The 18,249-nt window shown below is 65.6% G+C and carries 17 protein-coding genes; 11 read left to right on the forward strand and 6 right to left on the reverse strand.

Going from position 1 to position 18,249, the window contains the following annotated elements:
* Positions 1 to 54: 54 nt before the first annotated feature.
* Positions 55 to 1,248 (forward strand): L,D-transpeptidase, encoded by a 1,194-nt coding sequence (locus QCE88_RS34145; RefSeq protein ID WP_309909844.1) that lies wholly within the window; start codon positions 55 to 57, stop codon positions 1,246 to 1,248.
* Between the two features lie 16 nt (positions 1,249 to 1,264).
* Here QCE88_RS34145 and QCE88_RS34150 read toward each other — a convergent pair whose 3' ends face one another.
* Together QCE88_RS34150 and QCE88_RS34155 are read right to left on the reverse strand one after the other, a co-directional pair.
* A complete protein-coding gene (locus tag QCE88_RS34150; protein WP_309909846.1) occupies positions 1,265 to 2,149 on the reverse strand; it encodes a DMT family transporter in 885 nt (294 codons plus the stop codon).
* A gap of 82 nt (positions 2,150 to 2,231) precedes the next feature.
* Positions 2,232 to 2,417, reverse strand: a complete 186-nt coding sequence (locus QCE88_RS34155; protein WP_309909848.1) for a hypothetical protein — start codon at positions 2,415 to 2,417, stop codon at positions 2,232 to 2,234.
* Positions 2,418 to 2,626: 209 nt separating this feature from the next.
* On the opposite strand from QCE88_RS34155, the gene QCE88_RS34160 reads away from it, so the two are divergent.
* The gene (locus QCE88_RS34160) at positions 2,627 to 3,406 is read left to right on the forward strand and encodes a DeoR/GlpR family DNA-binding transcription regulator (protein WP_309909850.1); all 780 of its coding nucleotides are present in this window, start codon (positions 2,627 to 2,629) and stop codon (positions 3,404 to 3,406) included.
* Between the two features lie 43 nt (positions 3,407 to 3,449).
* Here the strand turns inward: QCE88_RS34160 and QCE88_RS34165 are convergent, their stop codons facing one another.
* Positions 3,450 to 4,220 carry an alpha/beta hydrolase gene (locus tag QCE88_RS34165; protein WP_309909851.1) on the reverse strand — a complete coding sequence of 257 codons (771 nt, stop codon included), beginning with the start codon at positions 4,218 to 4,220 and terminating at the stop codon, positions 3,450 to 3,452.
* 288 nt (positions 4,221 to 4,508) lie between these two features.
* On the opposite strand from QCE88_RS34165, the gene phnS reads away from it, so the two are divergent.
* From phnS to QCE88_RS34190, 5 genes are all read left to right on the forward strand, one after another.
* Positions 4,509 to 5,582: a 2-aminoethylphosphonate ABC transporter substrate-binding protein gene (gene phnS, locus QCE88_RS34170; RefSeq protein ID WP_309909853.1), complete on the forward strand. Its 1,074-nt coding sequence runs from the start codon at positions 4,509 to 4,511 to the stop codon at positions 5,580 to 5,582.
* A 16-nt stretch (positions 5,583 to 5,598) separates the two neighbouring features.
* Positions 5,599 to 6,645: a 2-aminoethylphosphonate ABC transport system ATP-binding subunit PhnT gene (gene phnT / locus QCE88_RS34175; protein WP_309911005.1), complete on the forward strand. Its 1,047-nt coding sequence runs from the start codon at positions 5,599 to 5,601 to the stop codon at positions 6,643 to 6,645.
* Positions 6,623 to 7,549, forward strand: a complete 927-nt coding sequence (phnU, locus tag QCE88_RS34180) for a 2-aminoethylphosphonate ABC transporter permease subunit (RefSeq protein ID WP_309909854.1) — start codon at positions 6,623 to 6,625, stop codon at positions 7,547 to 7,549. Before phnT ends, phnU begins: the two co-directional genes overlap by 23 nt.
* Before the next feature lie 52 nt (positions 7,550 to 7,601).
* On the forward strand, positions 7,602 to 8,363 hold the full coding sequence (gene phnV, locus QCE88_RS34185; protein WP_309911006.1) for a 2-aminoethylphosphonate ABC transport system, membrane component PhnV: 762 nt from the start codon (positions 7,602 to 7,604) through the stop codon (positions 8,361 to 8,363).
* Positions 8,364 to 8,620: 257 nt separating this feature from the next.
* On the forward strand, positions 8,621 to 11,074 hold the full coding sequence (locus tag QCE88_RS34190) for a glycogen/starch/alpha-glucan phosphorylase (protein ID WP_309909855.1): 2,454 nt from the start codon (positions 8,621 to 8,623) through the stop codon (positions 11,072 to 11,074).
* Positions 11,075 to 11,111: 37 nt separating this feature from the next.
* On the opposite strand, the gene QCE88_RS34195 is transcribed toward QCE88_RS34190, so the two are convergent.
* From QCE88_RS34195 to QCE88_RS34205, 3 genes are all read right to left on the reverse strand, one after another.
* Entirely contained in the window at positions 11,112 to 11,519 is a 408-nt protein-coding gene (locus QCE88_RS34195) for a DUF6232 family protein (protein WP_309909857.1), read from the reverse strand.
* 112 nt (positions 11,520 to 11,631) lie between these two features.
* The gene (locus QCE88_RS34200) at positions 11,632 to 13,728 is read right to left on the reverse strand and encodes a TonB-dependent receptor (RefSeq protein WP_309909859.1); all 2,097 of its coding nucleotides are present in this window, start codon (positions 13,726 to 13,728) and stop codon (positions 11,632 to 11,634) included.
* Positions 13,729 to 13,894: 166 nt separating this feature from the next.
* Positions 13,895 to 14,269, reverse strand: a complete 375-nt coding sequence (locus tag QCE88_RS34205; RefSeq protein WP_309909860.1) for a DUF2946 domain-containing protein — start codon at positions 14,267 to 14,269, stop codon at positions 13,895 to 13,897.
* A 205-nt stretch (positions 14,270 to 14,474) separates the two neighbouring features.
* Here QCE88_RS34205 and QCE88_RS34210 point away from each other — a divergent pair, with 205 nt between their 5' ends.
* The 4 genes from QCE88_RS34210 (at position 14,475) to aspT (ending at position 18,211) form a co-directional block, all read left to right on the forward strand.
* Positions 14,475 to 14,768 (forward strand): hypothetical protein, encoded by a 294-nt coding sequence (locus QCE88_RS34210; protein ID WP_309909862.1) that lies wholly within the window; start codon positions 14,475 to 14,477, stop codon positions 14,766 to 14,768.
* A 100-nt stretch (positions 14,769 to 14,868) separates the two neighbouring features.
* The gene (locus tag QCE88_RS34215; RefSeq protein ID WP_309909863.1) at positions 14,869 to 15,162 is read left to right on the forward strand and encodes a metalloregulator ArsR/SmtB family transcription factor; all 294 of its coding nucleotides are present in this window, start codon (positions 14,869 to 14,871) and stop codon (positions 15,160 to 15,162) included.
* Positions 15,163 to 15,216: 54 nt separating this feature from the next.
* The gene (locus tag QCE88_RS34220) at positions 15,217 to 16,278 is read left to right on the forward strand and encodes an alkene reductase (RefSeq protein ID WP_309909865.1); all 1,062 of its coding nucleotides are present in this window, start codon (positions 15,217 to 15,219) and stop codon (positions 16,276 to 16,278) included.
* Positions 16,279 to 16,519: 241 nt separating this feature from the next.
* Positions 16,520 to 18,211 (forward strand): aspartate-alanine antiporter, encoded by a 1,692-nt coding sequence (gene aspT, locus QCE88_RS34225; protein ID WP_309909866.1) that lies wholly within the window; start codon positions 16,520 to 16,522, stop codon positions 18,209 to 18,211.
* Positions 18,212 to 18,249 lie beyond the last annotated feature (38 nt).

Below are 18,249 nucleotides of genomic sequence, written 5' to 3' on the forward strand. Positions count from 1 at the left end.
CGGCGCGTCCACGGATCGTTCGCGCAACATCGCCAGCGGAGGACATTCATCTCGATGCACCAGGCAGGGAAGAGCAAGACGAACAAGACGCCAATCGGCGCACGATTTCTGACGGGCGCCGTGGCAGGCGCGCTGATGTTGAATGCGGTCTCGGCTGTGGCGCAGGGAGCGCTCATGCAAGGACACGCGGCAGCGCCCGCCGCACCGGCCCCGCCCATGCCGCTCGATGCGAGCGCACCAGGCGGCGCCAGCGCCCCGGCGCGTGCGCTTCCCGCGATGCCTGTGCCCGTTCCCGCGCCGGCTCCCGCAGCGGCGTCCGGTGCTTCAGGAACCAGCGCCGCCTCGGGGGCTTCCGAGGCGGCCGCAAGCGGGGCGAGTGCCGCCAGTGCCGCCAGCTCGGCTTCCGAAGCGCAGGTGCCGGAAGTACCGCTACCGCCCGAGCCGCCGGAGCCGAACCTCGCACAGCGCACCGGCATGCCGCCGGCAGGCGCGCTGGCCATGCGTCAGGCTTACGCGAAGGAAGTGAACCGCCGGCTGACGGTGCCGGCCGTGGACCAGCAGGCCTATGGCCGGCTGCTGCAACATCGGCTGGCGGAAGAAGGCCACGGCGATCTCGCCAATGAATACGTCGTACTGGTCGACCGGAGCGCGAACGTGCAGGCGCTCTTCGTCTTCTTTCGCGCGCGGCCGGACGATGCGTGGTCGATGATCGGCGCATCGCCGGTGTCGACCGGACGTCCCGGCACCTACGATCACTTCCTGACCCCGCTCGGCGTGTTCCAGCACATGCCCGGCAACATGGATTTCCGCGCCGAAGGCACCTTGAACGAGTACCAGATCCGCGGCTACGGCGCGCGCGACATGCGCATCTACGATTTCGGCTGGGCGGAAGGCGAGCGCGGCTGGGGCAAGGGCGGCAAGTCGCCGATGCGCTTCCAGATGCACGCCACCGATCCCGAGAAACTCGAACCGCTGCTCGGCATGCGGCACTCCAAGGGCTGTGTGCGCATTCCTTCGACGCTCAACACCTTCTTCGATCATCACGGCGTGCTCGACGCCCAATACGAGGCGCGCGCCGCCGAGGGGCAATCGATGTGGATCCTCAAGGCCTCGCGCAAGACGACGCCGTGGGCGGGCCATTATCTGGTCGTCATCGATACCGGGCGGAAGTCGCGGCCGGCGTGGTCGCCGGGTCCGGGAAAGGCCGTGCGCGAACACATCCCCGCCGGCGCGGACACGGTCGACTGAGCGCGCTGCCCGAACGCTATTTGGAGCGCGCCAGCAGCACGCCGGCCAGCGCCACGCCGAAGCCCGCAAGTTGCAGCGCGCCGAGCGTTTCGCCGAACAGCAGGTAGCTTTCGAGCGCGGCCAGCGGCGGCGCGAGAAACAGCAGGGCGGTTGCGCGCGATGCATCGCCGCGCCGGACCATCCAGACGAGCAGCGTGGTCGCGACGCCCGACAGCATCACGATGCCCCACAGCAGCGAGAGCCAGGTAATCGTCGAGGCAACGAAGCGATGCTCGCCGAGCGCGAGCACCAGCACGAGCGCGACCATGGCCGCGCCGGCGTTTTGCAGCGCGCTGGCGCTGCGGATATCGGATTGCGCGAGCGAGCTTTTCTGGTACAGCGTTCCCGCCGTGATCGCGAACACGGCGAGCACGGCGGTCGTCACGACGAACCATTCGGGCGCATGACCGGCCGCATGCTGCGCGACGGGTGCGCCGCTCGCCGCGATCTTCGGCGCCAGCACGAGCGCGACGCCAAGCAGACCCAGCAGCAGGCCGCCCCATGCGCGCGGGGAGAGCCGTTCGCCGAACAGGCGCGCGGCGACGGCAGCGGTCAGCAGCGGTTGCAGCGCGCCGAGCAGGGCCATGATGCCCACGCCCAGCCCTTGCGCGACAGCCCAGTAACCCGAGCCGAGATAGACGCCTTGCAGCAGCGCGCCCGCGAACAGATGCCGGCCGATATCGCGCCCCTTGGGCCAGGGCGCGCGCGCGGCCAGGGCGAGCACGATGAAGAGCAGCGTCGTGCCGGCGAAGCGCACGAGCAGATACATGTTCGGGTCGACGTAAGGCGTGATGGCGCGCGCCACGATGAAGCCTGTCGACCAGAGGAACACGAAGACCGGCGCGGCAAGTAGCGAGAACATGAGAATGGGCGACGAAACGGAATCCCGCAGTATCGTCGCTTCAGTGCGCGCGTGTCTTGTCTGGCCGTGCAGCCGGAAGGGTTCAGTCGAGCGAGAAAGTATCGAGCGGCTGGTTGGCGCACGCCTCGCCGTCGAGACGGCGCGACAGCTGAGCGTGCAGACGCCTGGCTTCGTCGAGCGTGAGGTCGATCCAGTAGGGATCTCCGGCGGCGTCGTTGAGACGCTCGGGCGGAAACTGAATTTCAATGACCACGCCTTTCTTGTACATCCGCTTGCCTCGATCAAATCCTCTGCGAAGCCTGCAAGTCTAGCGGACCCCGCCGCCCGGATTACCAACGCACCGGAAACAAACCATTGCGCGAGCGGGCCGGCGTCCTGCGTGCCGCCTTGCCAAGGATTTGCCACACTAAGCCGCTAGACTCCTCACGCTGCCTCACCTTTCAACGCTCATTCACCACTCTTGCACGAACGCCACCGATGCTTCCCGAACAGCGCCATCACTACATCCTCGACGAACTCGACAAGCACGGCGTGCTTGCGGTTGCGGATGTCGTGCGCGCGCTGTCCGTCTCGCGCGAAACCGTGCGGCGCGATCTCAACACGCTCGCCGGGCGCGGCCTGCTGACGACGACCCACGGCGGCGCGCTCTCGGCCGAGCGTCGCGAAGCGCATCTCGACATACGCGAGGCGGAGAACGCGGCAGCGAAGCAGGCGATCGGCGTGCGGGCGGCGGCGTTCGTGCCGGATGGCGCCTCGGTGATCGTCGATTCGGGAAGCACCACGCAGGCCGTGGCGCGGGCGCTTGCGGACCGGCATCGGCTGACCGTGTACACGAACGACTGGCGCATTGCGCTGTTGCTGGCGCGGCGCAACGGCAACCGGGTGACCGTGCTCGGCGGCGAACTGGCCGATGCCGAGGACGCCGCCTTCGGTCTCGATACCCTCACGCAGCTCACGCAATATCACGCGGATTTCGCTTTCATCGGCGCGGGCGGGATCACGCAGGACGCCCATCTCACCGATTATTCGCGGCTGGCCGCCGAAGTGCGCGGGCGGATGATCGCGTCGGCCGCATGCGCGATCGTGGTGGCGGACTGTTCGAAGTTCGGGCGCGTCGCGCCGGTGCGTATCCGCGGCTTCGAAACGGTGCGCTACCTGGTGTGCGAAGCGGCGCCGGAGCGGGCCATGCTGCGCGCCATTGCGTCAAGAGGGCCGCAAGTGGTGCCGGTCCTGGAGTGCCGTCCGGCGCGCGCATGACCCGGCAGCGGCCCTCCCCAAGCGGATAGGGCCGCTGCTGGCGTCACTGCTTGACGCTCTCCGTCGCGGCCGTTTCGATCAGCTTCGCGACCTCGGCCGGATGCGACATGAAGGGCACGTGGCTCGTCTTCAGTTCGATCGTCCTGGTGCCCGCGCGCTGGGTCATCGAGCGTTCCAGTTCAGGATTGATCATGCGGTCGTCGGTGGCGATGACGCCCCAGCTCGGCTTGGTCCTCCAGGCCGCCTGCTGGATCGGCGTGGCGAAGTTCTTCGCATTGGGCATGACCTGCGAAACGCTCATGAGGTTGGCTTCGGCGACGGGGAGATCGCTCGCGAAATCCTCGTGGAAGTGGGCCGGATCCAGATACAGATAGCCGTCGGACGAGACCTTGATGGCATGGCTTGCGGGCGGCGTCTTCTTCGACAGCGAAGCGGGCGATTCGCCCACGTCCGGCTCGAATGCGGCCACGTACACGAGGCCGGCGACCTTGTCGTGATTGCCGGCTTCGGTCACCACCGCGCCGCCATAGCTGTGGCCGACCAAAATGGCGGGGCCGTCCTGGGCGTCGAGCACGCGGCGCGTGGCGGCGACATCATCCTCGAACGAGGTTTCCGGCTCCTGCACGACGGAGACCTTGTAGCCGTTGCGCGCGAGGATTTTGGCCACGGGCGTCCAGCCCGAACCATCGGCGAAGAAGCCGTGGACGAGGACGATGTTCTTGATCGGCTCCGCGGAAGCCGCGTGGGAAGCCAGCGCGCCGAGCGACAGCATCACGCCAACTGCGGCGCGGGAAAGGGACAAGGAAACGCGCATGTTCATGCTCCAGATGAGTAGGGAAGCGGCGATTCTTCGGTACAACGGACGGCATCGTACGTGGGGGAGAAACGCGCCGCAAGGCATCGGAGGCGCCTTGAGGGCGATGTTCGTTCGGCGTGAGCGGAACACGAATTCGCCGCGTCTTTCGGGCGCCGCAAGGTTGGCGAAAAGTGCCGATTGTTGGCAAATCGTGGTGCGTTCACGTCGATGTCACGGATATCTGCAATTCTCCGGTTCGAGGTTGAAACCGCCTCGAATCCTCCCGACATCAGAGAGCTCACCACCATGACCCGCGATCTGCGCCTTGCGCGCGCCGTGCTGCCGGCGTTCGCCGCTGCATTCAGCCTGTTTGCCGCGATGCCCGTGCACGCCGCCGAAGCTGTCGTTCTCTATACCGCCGACGGTCTCGAGAACCTCTACAAGGATGTGCTGCCGGCGTTCGAGAAGAAGGAAGGCGTGAAGGTCAACATCGTCACGGCGGGCAGCGGTGAAGTCGTGAACCGCGCGACGGTGGAGAAGGACGCACCGAAGGCCGACGTGCTCGTCACGCTGCCGCCGTTCATCCAGCAGGCACAGCAGGGCGGCCTGTTGCAGCCGTACCCGAGCGTGAACTACAAGAACGTTCCGGCGATCGCGAAAGCGCAGGACGGCGCGTGGGCCACGTTCGTGAACAACTACTTTTCGTTCGCGATCAATCCTGACGTCACGAAGACTGCGCCGCGCACCTTCGCCGATCTGCTGCATCCGAACTACTCGGGCAAGATCGCGTATTCGAATCCCGCCACGGCTGGAGATGGCATGGCCGTCATCATCCTGACCTCGGCGCTGATGGGCGAGGACGCCGCGTTCGGCTACCTGAAGAACCTCGAACAGAGCGCCAAGTTCCACACGAAGGGCACCGGCTATCTCGACGTGCTGCTCTCCCGCAACGAGATCGCCTTCGCCAACGGCGACCTGCAAATGGACCTCGACGACGCCGCGAATGGCGGTCTGTCGATCAAGCCGCTGTTCCTGTCGCACAAGGCCGGCGAAGCGCCGACCACGTTCCAGCTGCCGTACGCGATCGGCCTCATCAAGAGCGGCCCGAACCAGGCCGAAGGCAAGAAGCTGATCGACTATCTGATGTCGCCGGAAGTGCAGGCGAAGGTGCCGGATATCTACGGTATCCCGGGCCGCACCGACGTGCCGCTCGCCGGCAAGAACGGCGAGGCCGTGAAGCAGGCCATCGCGGGCGTGAAGCTGATCCCGGTCGACTGGAACCAGGTCATGGCGAAGAAGGCCAGCTGGACCGAGCGCTGGAAGAACGAAGTGATCGGCAACACGGGCAAGCAGACCGAAGTCGTCAAGCCGAAGTCGTAACGTGAACGCAATTCCCATGCAGACAGCGGGCGTCGATGCGACGCCCGGCGTGCAGATCGACCGGCTCACGGTGCGCTTCGGTGCGCGCACGGTGCTGGACGATCTCTCGTTGCATATCGAGCGCGGCGAGTTCCTGACGGTGCTTGGCAAGAGCGGCTGCGGCAAGACCACGTTGTTGCGCTTCATCGCGGGCTTCGTTGCCGCCGACGCGCTTGCGGGCCGGCTGTCGATCGCCGGCCGCGATCTGACGCACACGCCGCCGCACCGGCGCAATCTCGGTTTGCTGTTTCAGAGCTATGCGCTGTTTCCGCATCTCTCGGTGTTCGATAACGTTGCCTTCGGCCTGCGCGCGCGCCGGCTCGGGGGCGGCGAGATCACGCGCCGCGTCGCCGATGCGCTCAAGCTCGTGCAACTGTCCGATGCCGGCCATGTGATGCCCGCGCAATTGTCGGGCGGCATGCAGCAGCGCGTGGCGCTGGCGCGTGCGCTGGTCATCGAGCCGGACGTGCTGTTGCTCGACGAGCCGCTGTCCGCACTGGATGCCAACCTGCGCGCCTCCGTGCGCAGCGAACTGAAGGCGCTGCATGAACGCCTGCCGGACCTGACCATCGTCTGCGTGACCCACGATCAGGACGACGCGCTCGTACTGTCGGATCGCACGCTGTTGATGCGCGATGGCCGCATCGCGCAACTGGGCGCGCCGCGCGAACTGTACGACGCGCCGAACGACGCCTACGTCGCGCGCTATCTCGGCGCGGCGAATCTGCTGCCGCCGCGCGTGGTGTTTCCTCTCGGGCATTCGCGCCATGAGGAACGCGAGCGGCTGGCGTGCATCCGTCCGGAGAGCTTCAGGATCGGGCCGCTGGGCGAAGGCCGCCTGCACGGCACGATTGCGTCCGTCGAATGGTATGGCGCGGCATTGTCCATCTCGGTCGCGCTCGATGCGTTGCCCGGCGAGCCGGTGCTCGTCTCGATGCAGCGCGGCCACGCCCGTGCGCCGGAGCAGGGCGCGCGCGTCTCTTTGAGCTTCGAGGCTGACGATGTCGTCCTTGTTCGTCCCTGACAGCGTCGCGCGCGACGAGCCCCCCGGCGACGCAGAGCTTTCCGCGCAGTTCGCCGCCCACGCCGCCGCGGCGAAGCGTCGGGCCCGCCGCGCGCAGTGGCATCTGCTGTTCATTCTCGTGGTGGTGCTCGGGCCGCTGGTCGTCTATCCGCTCGCGCGCCTCGCGATGCTGAGCGTAAGCGGACCGCAAGGCTTCACGCTGCATGCCTACACGGCGTTCTTCGGCAATCCCGAGACGCGCGGCATGATCGGCACGACGCTCGGCATCCTGTTCGCCAGCGCGAGCATTGCTTCGCTGCTCGGCGTCGCGCTGGCGTCGATGCTGTTCTTCAGGCCGTTCGCGGGCGCGCGGCTGCTGACGCGCTTCCTCGAATTGTTCGTCGCGTTTCCTTCGTTTCTCGTGGCCTTCACTCTGATCTTTCTCTACGGCTCGCAGGGCTCGGTGAGCATCGGCCTGCAACGGCTCTTTTCCCTCGATGCGACGCCGCTCGACTTCCTGTTCGGCATCGGCGGCGTGATCCTGGCGGAAGTCGTGTTCTATGCGCCGTTCGTCGTGCGTCCGACACTCGCGTCCTATGCGACGCTCGACATGCGTCTCGTCGAAGCGGCCCGCAGTCTCGGCGCGAACGGCTGGATGGTCGCGCTGAAGGTCGTGCTGCCGCTCGCGTGGCCGGGCATCGCGGCGGGCACGGTCCTGTGCTTCCTGCTGACGCTGAACGAGTTCGGCATTCTGCTCGTGCTCGGCAGCGCGCATCTGATCACCTTGCCGATCGCCATCTACAGCGCCGCGACCGTCGATCTCGACCTGCCCACCGCGGCCGCCGGCGCGGTCGTGATGCTGCTGATGTCGCTGTCGCTGCATGCGCTGTACCGGCGCGTCGACCGCCGCTCGAAAGGACGTTGACATGCAGCTTGCCCTTGTCTCGCGCTTCAGGCCCGGCGCCGTCCTGCGCATCATGGCGACGGCGTGCGTCGCGCTGCTGTGCATCTGGCTGTTCGTGCTGCCGGTGGGCGTGGTCGCGCTGTCGAGCGTCGCGTCGCACTGGTCCGGCACGATCCTGCCCGACGGCTACAGCACGCGCTGGTTCGCGCGCCTCTCATCCAGCGACTTCGACGCGGTCATCACGAGCCTCGAAGTCGGTCTCGGCGTGGCAGTGCTCGGCACCGCGCTGGGGCTCTGGCTCGCGCTCGCGCTGGAAGGACGCGACCGGCGCGGCCTCGGCGCACTCGTCGACGCCGTCGCCATGATGGGCAGCGGCGTGCCGAGCGTCGTGCTCGGTCTCGCGGTGCTGATCGCGTATCACAAGCGTCCGCTCGATCTCTCCGGTTCGGCTGCGATCGTCGTGCTGGTGCAGCTCGCGCTCGTGCTGCCGTTCTGTTATCGCTGCGCGGCTGCGGCACTGCGCCCCGAGCTGACGACGCTGCGCGAGGCGGCCGCAAGTCTTGGCGCGCCGCCGCGCAGGGTGCTGTTGCAGGTCGTGCTGCCGCAGCTCGTGCCGGCGATCCGCGCCAGCCTGGCGCTGGGCTTCGCGCTCTCGCTCGGCGAACTGGGCGCGACGCTCACGGTGTATCCGCCCGGCTTCGCGACGGTGCCCATCGTCGTCGTGGGGCAGGTCAATCGCGGCTACTATCTGCCGGCGTCGGCGCTTTCGCTGATCCTGCTCGGCATCTCGCTCGCGGCGCTGCTGCTGATCGCCGCGCGATCACCGCGTCGTTGAAGTCTGCGCAGATCATCGGGATGGCGAAGTAATTATTTCCCTGCGCCAACAAGGACATGCAGCGTGATCAGCAATTCCCGGGCCTCATTGCGGTGCATGAGCCGTCATACCAAAAACAATAAAACTGGCGTAACCTGCACGTTCAGGCGCGACCGCACCCGCGTGGAATCGGGCGAGAGCCGGCAAATGCGTCCAATCGGTGAACTCCGGATGCGCTTTCGCGGTCGCTGCATATGATGCAATAACCGGAGGTTTCGATGACATCCGTCGACCTGGAATTCGACCAGCTCAATAGTACTGTCGATGCGCTCAGGCGCTCCATCTCGAACCGCCTGATGTACGGCGTGGGCAAGGATGCGGTCACCGCGCAGCCGCGCGACTGGCTGCATGCCGTCGAACTGGCGGTGCGGGACCGCCTCGTGGCGCGCTGGATGCGCACCACTCGCCTGCAATACGAACAGGACGTGAAACGCGTCTATTACCTGTCGATGGAGTTCCTCATCGGCCGGACCTTCACCAACGCGCTGCTCGCGCTCGGCATTCACGACGAGGTGCGCGACGCGCTTGCCGGTCTTGGCGTCGATCTCTCCGCGCTGGAAGATCTCGAACCCGATGCCGCGCTCGGCAATGGCGGCCTGGGCCGTCTCGCCGCCTGCTTCCTCGACTCGATGGCAACCGTCGGCGTGCCCGGTTTCGGCTATGGCATCCGTTACGAATACGGGATGTTCCGCCAGACCATCGTCGACGGAAATCAGGTTGAAATGCCCGACTACTGGCTGCGCGCGGGTAATCCGTGGGAGTTTCCGCGTCCGGAAGTGGTGTACACCGTGCATTTCGGCGGGCGTACCGTGCAGCATGAAGACCGTACCGACTGGATCGATACCGAGCACGTCAACGCGATGGCCTACGACACGGTCATCCCCGGCTTCGCCACGACGGCGACCAACACGCTGCGCCTGTGGTCCGCGCGCGCGACCGACGAGTTCGATCTCTCCGCGTTCAACCAGGGCGACTATCGCCGCGCGGTGGAAGCGAAAAACACGTCCGAACACGTGTCGCGGCTGCTGTATCCGGATGATTCGACGCAAGCCGGCCGCGAACTGCGTCTGCGCCAGGAATACTTCTTCGTCTCCGCGACGATGCAGGATCTGATCCGCCGCTATCAGCGCACGCATACGCACTTCGGGCGCCTCGCCGAGAAGGTGGCGGTGCATCTGAACGACACGCATCCTGTGCTGGCGATTCCCGAACTGATGCGGCTGCTGGTGGACCGTCATCATCTGCCGTGGGACAAGGCGTGGAAGCTGATCCAGCAGATGTTCTCGTACACGAACCACACGCTGATGCCGGAGGCGCTCGAAACCTGGGACGTCGAGATGCTCGCGCGGCTGCTGCCGCGGCATCTGGAAATCATCTTCGAGATCAACGCGCAATTCCTCAAGCAGGTCACGGAGAAGTTCGGCCGCGACGTGGAGCTGATCCGCCGCATCTCGCTCGTCGATGAATACGGCCAGCGTCGCGTGCGCATGGCGCATCTGGCGATCGTCGCAAGTCACAAGGTCAACGGGGTTTCAAAGCTGCACTCGCAACTGATGGTGCAGAACATCTTCTCCGACTTCGCGCGCATGTATCCGGAGCGCTTCACCAACGTGACGAACGGCGTCACGCCGCGCCGCTGGCTGGCGCAGGCGAGTCCGTCGTTGTCCAGCCTGATCGACAAGCGCCTCGGGCCGCGCTGGCGCACCGATCTCTTCGAACTCGGCCGGCTGCGCGAATGGCGCGACGATCCCGAATTCCGCAAGGCGTTTCACGAGGCGAAGTTCGCGAGCAAGCTGCGGCTCGTCGAACGCGCGAAACGCGAGGCCCACGCGATCATCAATCCCGAGGCGCTGTTCGACCTGCAGGTGAAGCGGATCCACGAGTACAAGCGGCAGCTGCTCAACATCCTGTATGTGATCGTGCGCTACAACCGCATCCGAGAGAATCCGGAGCAGGACTGGACGCCGCGCGTGGTGATGTTCGCGGGCAAGGCGGCGTCGGCGTACAAGATGGCGAAGAACATCATCAAGCTCATCAACGACGTCGCGAAGAAGATCAACGCGGACCCGCTGGTCGGCGATCGCCTCAAAGTGGGCTTCATTCCGAACTATGGCGTGAGCGTCGCGGAACTGATCATTCCGGCAGCGGATCTCTCCGAGCAGATTTCGATGGCCGGCACCGAAGCGTCAGGCACCGGCAACATGAAGCTGGCGTTGAACGGTGCGCTGACCATTGGCACGCTGGATGGCGCGAATATCGAAATCTGCGATGCGGTGGGACGCGAGAACATCTTCATCTTCGGCAACACGACCGACGAGATCGAGTCCTTGCGTGCGGCGGGTTATCGGCCGCGGCAGATCTATGAGGAGAACCCGGAACTGAAGGTCGCGCTCGACCAGATCCGCCTCGGGCATTTCTCGCCGGAAGAGCCGCACCGCTTCTACGACATCTTCCACACGCTGGTGGACTGGGGCGATCACTACATGGTGCTCGCCGACTTCGACAGCTTCGACAAGACCCAGACCGAAGTCGATCTCAAGTTCCGCGACAAGGACGCGTGGACCCGGAGCGCCATCGAGAACGTGGCCGGCATGGGCATTTTCTCGTCGGATCGCACGATTGCGGAGTATGCCCGCGATATCTGGCACGTCGAGCCGTTGCAGATCACCTGACGGCGCTTCACGGCGCGGAGGGCTCGTGCCGTGACGATCAGCTCTGCGGCTTCACCGCCGCAGTGGCTGCGGCGTGCTTCGCGACCGCCTCGGCAACCAGCGCGGCCACTTTGTCCGCGAAGGCCTGATCTTTCGTGATGAGCACTTCGCGTTCGCCGTCGGGCGTCGCGACCATCAGTTGATAGATGACGTCCTGCGTGATCCAGGTCAGGTAGCCGACCACGACGAGCATGATGCCGAGCACGAGCGTCGCGCCCGAGCCGGTGAAGATGCCCGCGCCCAGCATCACGAGCCCGATCAGCGCAAGGATGAGCGGCAGCGGCTTCTGGCGCGGAATCATGACGACGCGCGCTGAACGCAGTTCGCGCAGCGGGATCATCTGGCCCGAGGCCGACAGGCCCGCGCGCGACAGGGTGACGCCGCGTTCGTTGAAGGGAGTATCCATAAGCGTTGCGTGAAGTCCGACGAACGGTGAAACCGGGCAGGTTACCAGACCGCGCGGTCCGGCGGCGTGTGCCGTATCGACACGGGCCGCCGGACGGGCCGCACAGACCGGCCTAGAAGGCGTAGCGGACACCCGCGAAGACGCTGCGTCCCTCGCCCGGATAGAAGATTGCCGTCGATGCCGTGCGGGCGTCGGCGACCGTGCTGATGTCGCTGACATAGCGCTTGTTGGTCAGGTTGCGCGCATCCAGGAAGATCGACAGCCCGTTCTTGAAGTCCATGCCCGCCTGAAGGCCCAGCAAGGTGTAGCCGGGCACGCGCAGGGTGTTGGCGTCGTCGGCCCAGGCGCCGGCCGGCACCCAGTCCACCGATGCCGACACATGGAAGCCATTGGGCCGCGAGTAGCCGAGCACGGCGCGCACCACGTTCACCGGCACGCCCGCGATGCGGTTGTTGCCGTACACCGGATCGTCCTTGAAGCGGAAATCGCTCAGGTTCCATACGCCCGAGAGCGTCACCTTGTCGCCTGCGCCGGGACTCGTCAGATTGTGCAGCACGTCCACTGAAACGCCTGCTTCGACGCCCTGCAGCACGGTCTTGTTCGCGTTGAAGGTGGAGGCGGGGATGTCGGGGCTCGTGGTGTACTGAAGCAACTGATCGCGCACGATCGAACGATACGCCGTCAGGTCCCAGCTCACGCGATCGCGCGTGCCGCGCGTGCCGAGTTCGAGGGTCCAGGCGTGCTGCGCGCTCAGCGGCGTGAATTGCGTCGTGTTCGAGAAGGTTTGCGTCAGGTCGCTGAAGTCGGGCACGTCCTGGCTGCGCGTGACGTCCACGTACGCCTGGATCTCGCGGTTCGGCTGCCATAGCAGGCCGAGTTTCGGATTCACGCCGCTGAAGGTCTCGCTGGTCGACTTGTAGGTCGGGTCGGCGGCAAGGCCGCCATGATCGACATACTGGCGCACGTCGCGCAACGCCTTGAAGCCCGCCATCAGCGCGACGGTCGGCAGGAAGAACAGGCGGTCTTCCACGTAGGCTTCGTAGTTGTACGCGCTTTGCGTGGAGTCCAGCGTCTGCGTGCCTTCGTTGCCCGAGACGTTCACGTACTGCCGCGCCTGCGTATTGCCGCCGAAGAAGCGCGCGCCCGCGATCACGTCGTTGCGCATGCCGCCCAGATTGAGCGTCGCCGTATAGCGCGGGGCGATGCCGTAGGTCCAGCCGTCCTGATCGAGCACCTGGAAGATCGGGTGATAGAGACTCTTGTGAATCGCCCAGGTGACGACGTCGAGCTGGCCGACATCGAGCTTCACGCTCGTCTTGTTGGCGATGCGTTCGGTGCGCGTGTCGCGCGCCTGATCGCCGGACAGCGCGCTCGGCGCGGCCTTGGTGGGATTGTTCAGGGCGTCGCTGAGCGAGAGCGTGCCCGGCAGTTCCTGATCGACGACATACACGCCCAGGTAGAAGCGCGTCTCGACCTGCGGCGAGAAGCGGTAGCCGATGTTCGCGTTGAACTGCTCGTACTGGCCGCGTTCGTGATCGCGATAGCCATCCGCATGATTCACCGAAAACGTGCCGATGAAATCCAGCGGACCCAGCACGCGCGAGAACTGCGCGCTGCTGCGGACCGTGCCGTAGCTGCCGCCTTCGAGGCGCAGTATGTTCGGCGCCTCGGCGGTGCGGGCGGTCGGCGTGATGAAGTCGATCGCGCCGCCCTGCATCGACGAGCCGTATGCGAGGCCGTTGCCGCCCTTGTAGACATCGACGGATTGCAGCGCGATGGGGTCGATCTGATAGTAGTCACCGCTGCCGTCGGCGAGGTTGGTCGGAATGCCGTCCTGGAGGATTTCGAGTCCGCGCGTGTGATAGCTGCGCGCGATGCCCGAGCCGCGGATCGACAGCCGCAGTTCCTGGCCATAGCGGTTCTGCACGAACACGCCGGGCACGTTCTTGAGCACGTCGCGCAGGGTGAAGGCGTAGGTATTCTGGAGGTCGTCGCCATCGACGAAACCGACCGAGCCGACCGTCTCGAAGAGCTTGCGTTTGTCCTGAGCGACGGTCTGCGACGTGAGCGATTGATCGGACTGTCCCTGCACGATCACGGCGGGGAGCGTGGCGGTGGGTTCAGGCGTCGTCTGGGAAAACGCGCGCGAGGCGAATAGCAGGCTCACGCCGGTGGCGAAGGCGCTTCTTCGGGCGAGGGCGTATTTCATTGTTTCGCCTCCGCTCGCTCGGATGCGGATAGACGCGGCTCATGGCCGCGCGGGGTCGGGCACAGGTTCATGGTTCTTCTCTGATATCGGTCGTGAAAGATCGCGCACGCGCACAGGCGTGCGAGACCGCTCGATGCCGCCAGGGCATCGCGTCATGAGGACGAGGTCAGATCAGAACGGGCGGGGCGCGTGGCTGCGCCGGGGAGAAATACGTGGCGCGCCGCGTGTCGCGCGCGGGCGCTTCCGCGACGGATTGCCGCGCAGGAATATCCAGCGAGAACGCCAGCCGTACGGTTGGCAAAACGGGTGCATGCGCGAAGACATGGCAGTAGCCGCAGGCCTGGCCGTCGAGATGTACGGGCGCATCGGAGCGGTGAGGCTCGTCCGTGGGTGTCGCGTGCGCCGAGCACAGTTCCGCCGTGAAGTCCGTTGCACGCGCATGGGCCGCGAGCAACTGCGAGATCGCCGGGGCGAACGTGATCAGCAGCATGGCGAACAACGCCAGCAGTGAACCCGTTCGTTGATGGAGGCGACGGCGCATGGTGATCGGAAGTAAGGTCGGAAGTCGTGACGGCGGCGATTATGCCATCGGCTACTTGGTATTACAGAACAAATTGCCCGGAAATTCCTGGAATAAATGCGCTGCGTGAAATGGTGCATGCCATTGCCTGTGCGGCACAGCGCACCGAGACGCCCGGCTCGCTGTGGCAGCGTGCTCGCATGAAGCTCACGGCACGGGAGGTCGCATGAACGTGCGCACGGTTTCCTTGTGGTTCGCCATGGCATGCGTGACCGGGCATGCCGTTGCCGACACGCTCACACGCGCGGACGGCGGCCGCTATGTCGGACAGGTCGTGAACGGCAAGGCCGAGGGACAGGGTGTGGAAACGCGTCCCGACGGCACCATCTTCAAGGGGCGCTTCGCCCAGGACGCCTTCGTCGAGGGCACGATGCGCTCGGGCGGCTGGGTCGTGCCGTTCTCTGCCTGCCATTCGACCGCTGCCAGCGCCTCCGCCACGCCTCAGGTTGCCGATCGATGAAGCCGAGGCACTTGCATATCGTAAATTCCCGATATAAACTTCGATGCAAGACGATTTCGGAAGCCTTTGCCTCCGTTTCGTCAGACACAAGCGCACCGAAATGGATATCGACGCAATTCACAAGGCCCTCGCCAACCCCCTTCGCCGCGAGATTCTCGAATGGCTGAAGGAGCCGGAGCTGCATTTTCCTGAACAGGAACTGCCGCATCTGCACGGCGTATGCGCGGGTCAGATCGATGGACGCTGCGACATGTCGCAGTCCACCGTTTCGGCGCATCTTTCCGTTTTGCAAAAGGCCGGACTCGTCACCACGAAGCGCGTTGGACAGTGGGTGTTTTTCAAGCGCGACGAAGCGGTGATCCAGGCGTTCCGCGATTCCCTCGCGAAGCTCTGAGCAAGTTTTCCGCACGGCGCGGTCCAGCTTTCAATATATTTAGGATGCCATTACATGACGACTCTCTTCGATCCGCTCAAGGTAGGCGCACTCACGCTCAAGAACCGCATCATCATGGCTCCGCTCACGCGTCAGCGTGCCGGTGTCGAACGCGTGCCGAACGCGCTGATGGCGCAGTACTATGCGGACCGCGCGTCGGCCGGTCTGATTCTCAGCGAGGCAACTTCGGTGACGCCGCAAGGCGTCGGCTATGCCGACACGCCGGGCATCTGGTCGGATGAGCAGGTGGAAGGCTGGAAGCTCGTGACGAAGGCCGTGCACGATGCCGGCGGCAAGATCATGCTGCAACTGTGGCATGTGGGCCGCATCTCGGACCCCGTGTTCCTCGACGGCGAATTGCCGGTGGCGCCGAGCGCCATCGCGGCGGGCGGACATGTGAGTCTCGTGCGTCCGCAGCGTCCGTTCGTGACGCCGCGTGCGCTCGAACTGGATGAAATCGCCGGCGTGGTCGCTGCGTTCCGCAAGGGCGCGGAGAATGCGAAGCGTGCGGGTTTCGACGGCGTCGAAGTGCATGGCGCGAATGGCTATCTGCTCGACCAGTTCCTGCAGGACAGCACCAACAAGCGTACCGATGCCTACGGCGGCGCCCTTGAAAACCGTGCGCGCCTGCTGCTCGACGTGGTCGACGAATGCATCGACGTCTGGGGTGCGGACCGTGTGGGCGTGCATCTCGCGCCGCGCGCGGATTCCCACACGATGGGCGACAGCGACCGCACCACGACCTTCGGTTATGTCGCGGCAGAACTCGGCCGTCGCAAGATTGCGTTCATCGCGGCGCGCGAGCATGAAGCGGGCGACAGCCTCGGGCCGCAACTGAAGAAGACGTTCGGCGGCGTGTATATCGTCAACGAAGGGTTCTCGAAGGCGAGCGCCGAAGCAATCATCGCGCGCGGCGACGCGGACGCGGTGGCCTGGGGCAAGCCGTTCATCGCGAATGCGGATCTGGTGCGCCGCTTCGAGCAGGACGCCGCGCTGAACGACTGGGACACCTCGACGTTCTACGCGCCCGGCGCGAAGGGCTACACCGACTATCCGCTGCTCGAAACGGCGGAATGAGCGGGGCCTCCACGGCCTGAATGAAAACAGCGGCTTCGGCCGCTGTTTTCATTTGCGCGTGCATTTTTCTTGGGCGGTAAAGCGTGGGCGACAAGCGGCATCGGCCTGAACAAAAAATCACGAATGCATCGCGTTTCAAGCGAGAAATAGTGTATTGGTGTGCAAACGCTTAGCACGGTGAGCCCTCGCGCCACCGTGTCGACCGTGCCTGTTCGACTTCCCGCTTTCGCAAGGAGTGGCTATGTCATGGCTCACCGCAACGTTGCGCAGTTATCCTGAGATCGCCGTGTTCCTGTCGCTCGGTGTCGGTTACTGGGTCGGCGGAAAGAGTTTCAAGGGCTTCAGTCTCGGCGCCGTCACCGCGACGCTGCTCGCCGCCATCGCCATCGGACAGCTCGGCATCACCATCTCGCCGAACGTCAAGTCCGTCTTCTTCCTGATGTTCCTCTTCGCCGTAGGTTATGGCGTGGGACCGCAGTTCGTGCGCGGCATCGCCAAGGACGGCCTGCCGCAGGCGCTGTTCTCCGTGATCCTGTGCGTGCTGTGTCTCGCGTCATCGTGGATCGCCGCAAAGGTCGCGGGTTATGACATCGGCTCCGCAGCCGGCTTGTTCGCCGGCTCGCAGACCATCTCGGCCTCGATGGGCCTCGCCACCGACGCCATCAACCGGCTCGGCCTGCCGCCCGACGAGGCCAAGGCCCTGCTCGACGCCATGCCCACCGCCTACGCGGTCACCTATATCTACGGCACCATCGGCTCGGCGCTGATTCTGTCGATGCTCGGCCCGAAGCTGCTCGGCATCGATCTCGTGCAGGCCTGCAAGGACTACGAGGCGCGCATGGGCGGCGGCAGCAACCTGTCCGGCGACGGTCTCGCGTGGCACCAGTTCACGCTGCGCGCCTACCGCGTGCCCGCGGGCGGCCAGGCGGCGGGCCTGACGGTGGCGCAGACGGAAGCGCTGGAGCCGGCCGGCGCGCGCCTGTTCATCGAGCGCATCCGGCGCGACGGCAAGATCCAGGAAGCCAAGATCGACGACGTCCTCAAGGCCGGCGATATCGTCGCGGTCGCGGGGCGGCGCGAGCAGCTCGTGCAGATTCTCGGCGGCGTGGCGGAAGAGGTCGACGATGCGGAACTGCTGGCCGTGCCGGTGGAAGGCGTCGACATCTACATCACGAACAAGGAAGTCGAGTCGAAGACGCTCGCGGAACTCGCGCAGATGCCCGGCGCGCGCGGCGTGTTCATCCGCAGGATCAAGCGCGGCGCGACCGAGACGCAGATTCCCGTGCTGCCGAGCACCAAGCTCCAGCGCGGCGACACCATCACGCTGATGGGCCGCACGCAGGACACGAGCGCGGTGGCGAAGCAGGTGGGCGTGATCGACCGCCCGAGCGACGTCGCCGACATGGCGTTCACCGGCCTCGCGATCACCCTGGGCGCGCTGGTCGGCGCGGTCGTGATCCACGCGGGCGGCATTCCGCTCACGCTCTCGACGGCGGGCGGCGCGCTGATCGCGGGCATCGTGTTCGGCTGGCTGCGCGCGATCCATCCGACCTTCGGCCGCATCCCGTCGCCGACGCTGTGGTTCATGAACTCCGTCGGCCTCAACGTGTTCATCGCGGTGGTGGGCATCACGGCGGGTCCGGGCTTCGTCGCGGGCCTGCAGAAGCTCGGCGTGAGTCTGTTCCTGTGGGGCATCTTTGCGTCGTCGGTGCCGCTCATCATCGGCATGTATCTGGCCAAGTACGTCTTCCGTTTCGATCCCGCGTTGCTGCTCGGCATTTGCGCCGGCGCGCGCACGACCACGGCCGCGCTCGGCATGCTGTGCGACACGGCCAAGAGCCAGGTGCCGGGGCTCGGCTACACGGTCACCTATGCGGTCGGCAATACGCTGCTGACGATCTGGGGCATGGTGATGGTCATGCTCCTCAGCTGAAGCACGCCGCGTCCTTACTCTTTCTCTGGAGGTGCTGG

Origin of the sequence: Caballeronia sp. LZ035, from assembly GCF_031451175.1 — a bacterium.
Classification (GTDB): domain Bacteria; phylum Pseudomonadota; class Gammaproteobacteria; order Burkholderiales; family Burkholderiaceae; genus Caballeronia.

Bases quoted from the DNA above. Each gene is read 5' to 3' on its own strand.
- QCE88_RS34145 (WP_309909844.1), top strand. From the start codon at position 55: ATGCACCAGGCAGGGAAGAGCAAGACGAACAAGACGCCAATCGGCGCA.
- QCE88_RS34150 (WP_309909846.1), bottom strand. From the start codon at position 2,149: ATGTTCTCGCTACTTGCCGCGCCGGTCTTCGTGTTCCTCTGGTCGACA.
- QCE88_RS34155 (WP_309909848.1), bottom strand. From the start codon at position 2,417: ATGTACAAGAAAGGCGTGGTCATTGAAATTCAGTTTCCGCCCGAGCGT.
- QCE88_RS34160 (WP_309909850.1), top strand. From the start codon at position 2,627: ATGCTTCCCGAACAGCGCCATCACTACATCCTCGACGAACTCGACAAG.
- QCE88_RS34165 (WP_309909851.1), bottom strand. From the start codon at position 4,220: ATGCGCGTTTCCTTGTCCCTTTCCCGCGCCGCAGTTGGCGTGATGCTG.
- phnS (WP_309909853.1), top strand. From the start codon at position 4,509: ATGACCCGCGATCTGCGCCTTGCGCGCGCCGTGCTGCCGGCGTTCGCC.
- phnT (WP_309911005.1), top strand. From the start codon at position 5,599: ATGCAGACAGCGGGCGTCGATGCGACGCCCGGCGTGCAGATCGACCGG.
- phnU (WP_309909854.1), top strand. From the start codon at position 6,623: ATGTCGTCCTTGTTCGTCCCTGACAGCGTCGCGCGCGACGAGCCCCCC.
- phnV (WP_309911006.1), top strand. From the start codon at position 7,602: ATGGCGACGGCGTGCGTCGCGCTGCTGTGCATCTGGCTGTTCGTGCTG.
- QCE88_RS34190 (WP_309909855.1), top strand. From the start codon at position 8,621: ATGACATCCGTCGACCTGGAATTCGACCAGCTCAATAGTACTGTCGAT.
- QCE88_RS34195 (WP_309909857.1), bottom strand. From the start codon at position 11,519: ATGGATACTCCCTTCAACGAACGCGGCGTCACCCTGTCGCGCGCGGGC.
- QCE88_RS34200 (WP_309909859.1), bottom strand. From the start codon at position 13,728: ATGAAATACGCCCTCGCCCGAAGAAGCGCCTTCGCCACCGGCGTGAGC.
- QCE88_RS34205 (WP_309909860.1), bottom strand. From the start codon at position 14,269: ATGCGCCGTCGCCTCCATCAACGAACGGGTTCACTGCTGGCGTTGTTC.
- QCE88_RS34210 (WP_309909862.1), top strand. From the start codon at position 14,475: ATGAACGTGCGCACGGTTTCCTTGTGGTTCGCCATGGCATGCGTGACC.
- QCE88_RS34215 (WP_309909863.1), top strand. From the start codon at position 14,869: ATGGATATCGACGCAATTCACAAGGCCCTCGCCAACCCCCTTCGCCGC.
- QCE88_RS34220 (WP_309909865.1), top strand. From the start codon at position 15,217: ATGACGACTCTCTTCGATCCGCTCAAGGTAGGCGCACTCACGCTCAAG.
- aspT (WP_309909866.1), top strand. From the start codon at position 16,520: ATGTCATGGCTCACCGCAACGTTGCGCAGTTATCCTGAGATCGCCGTG.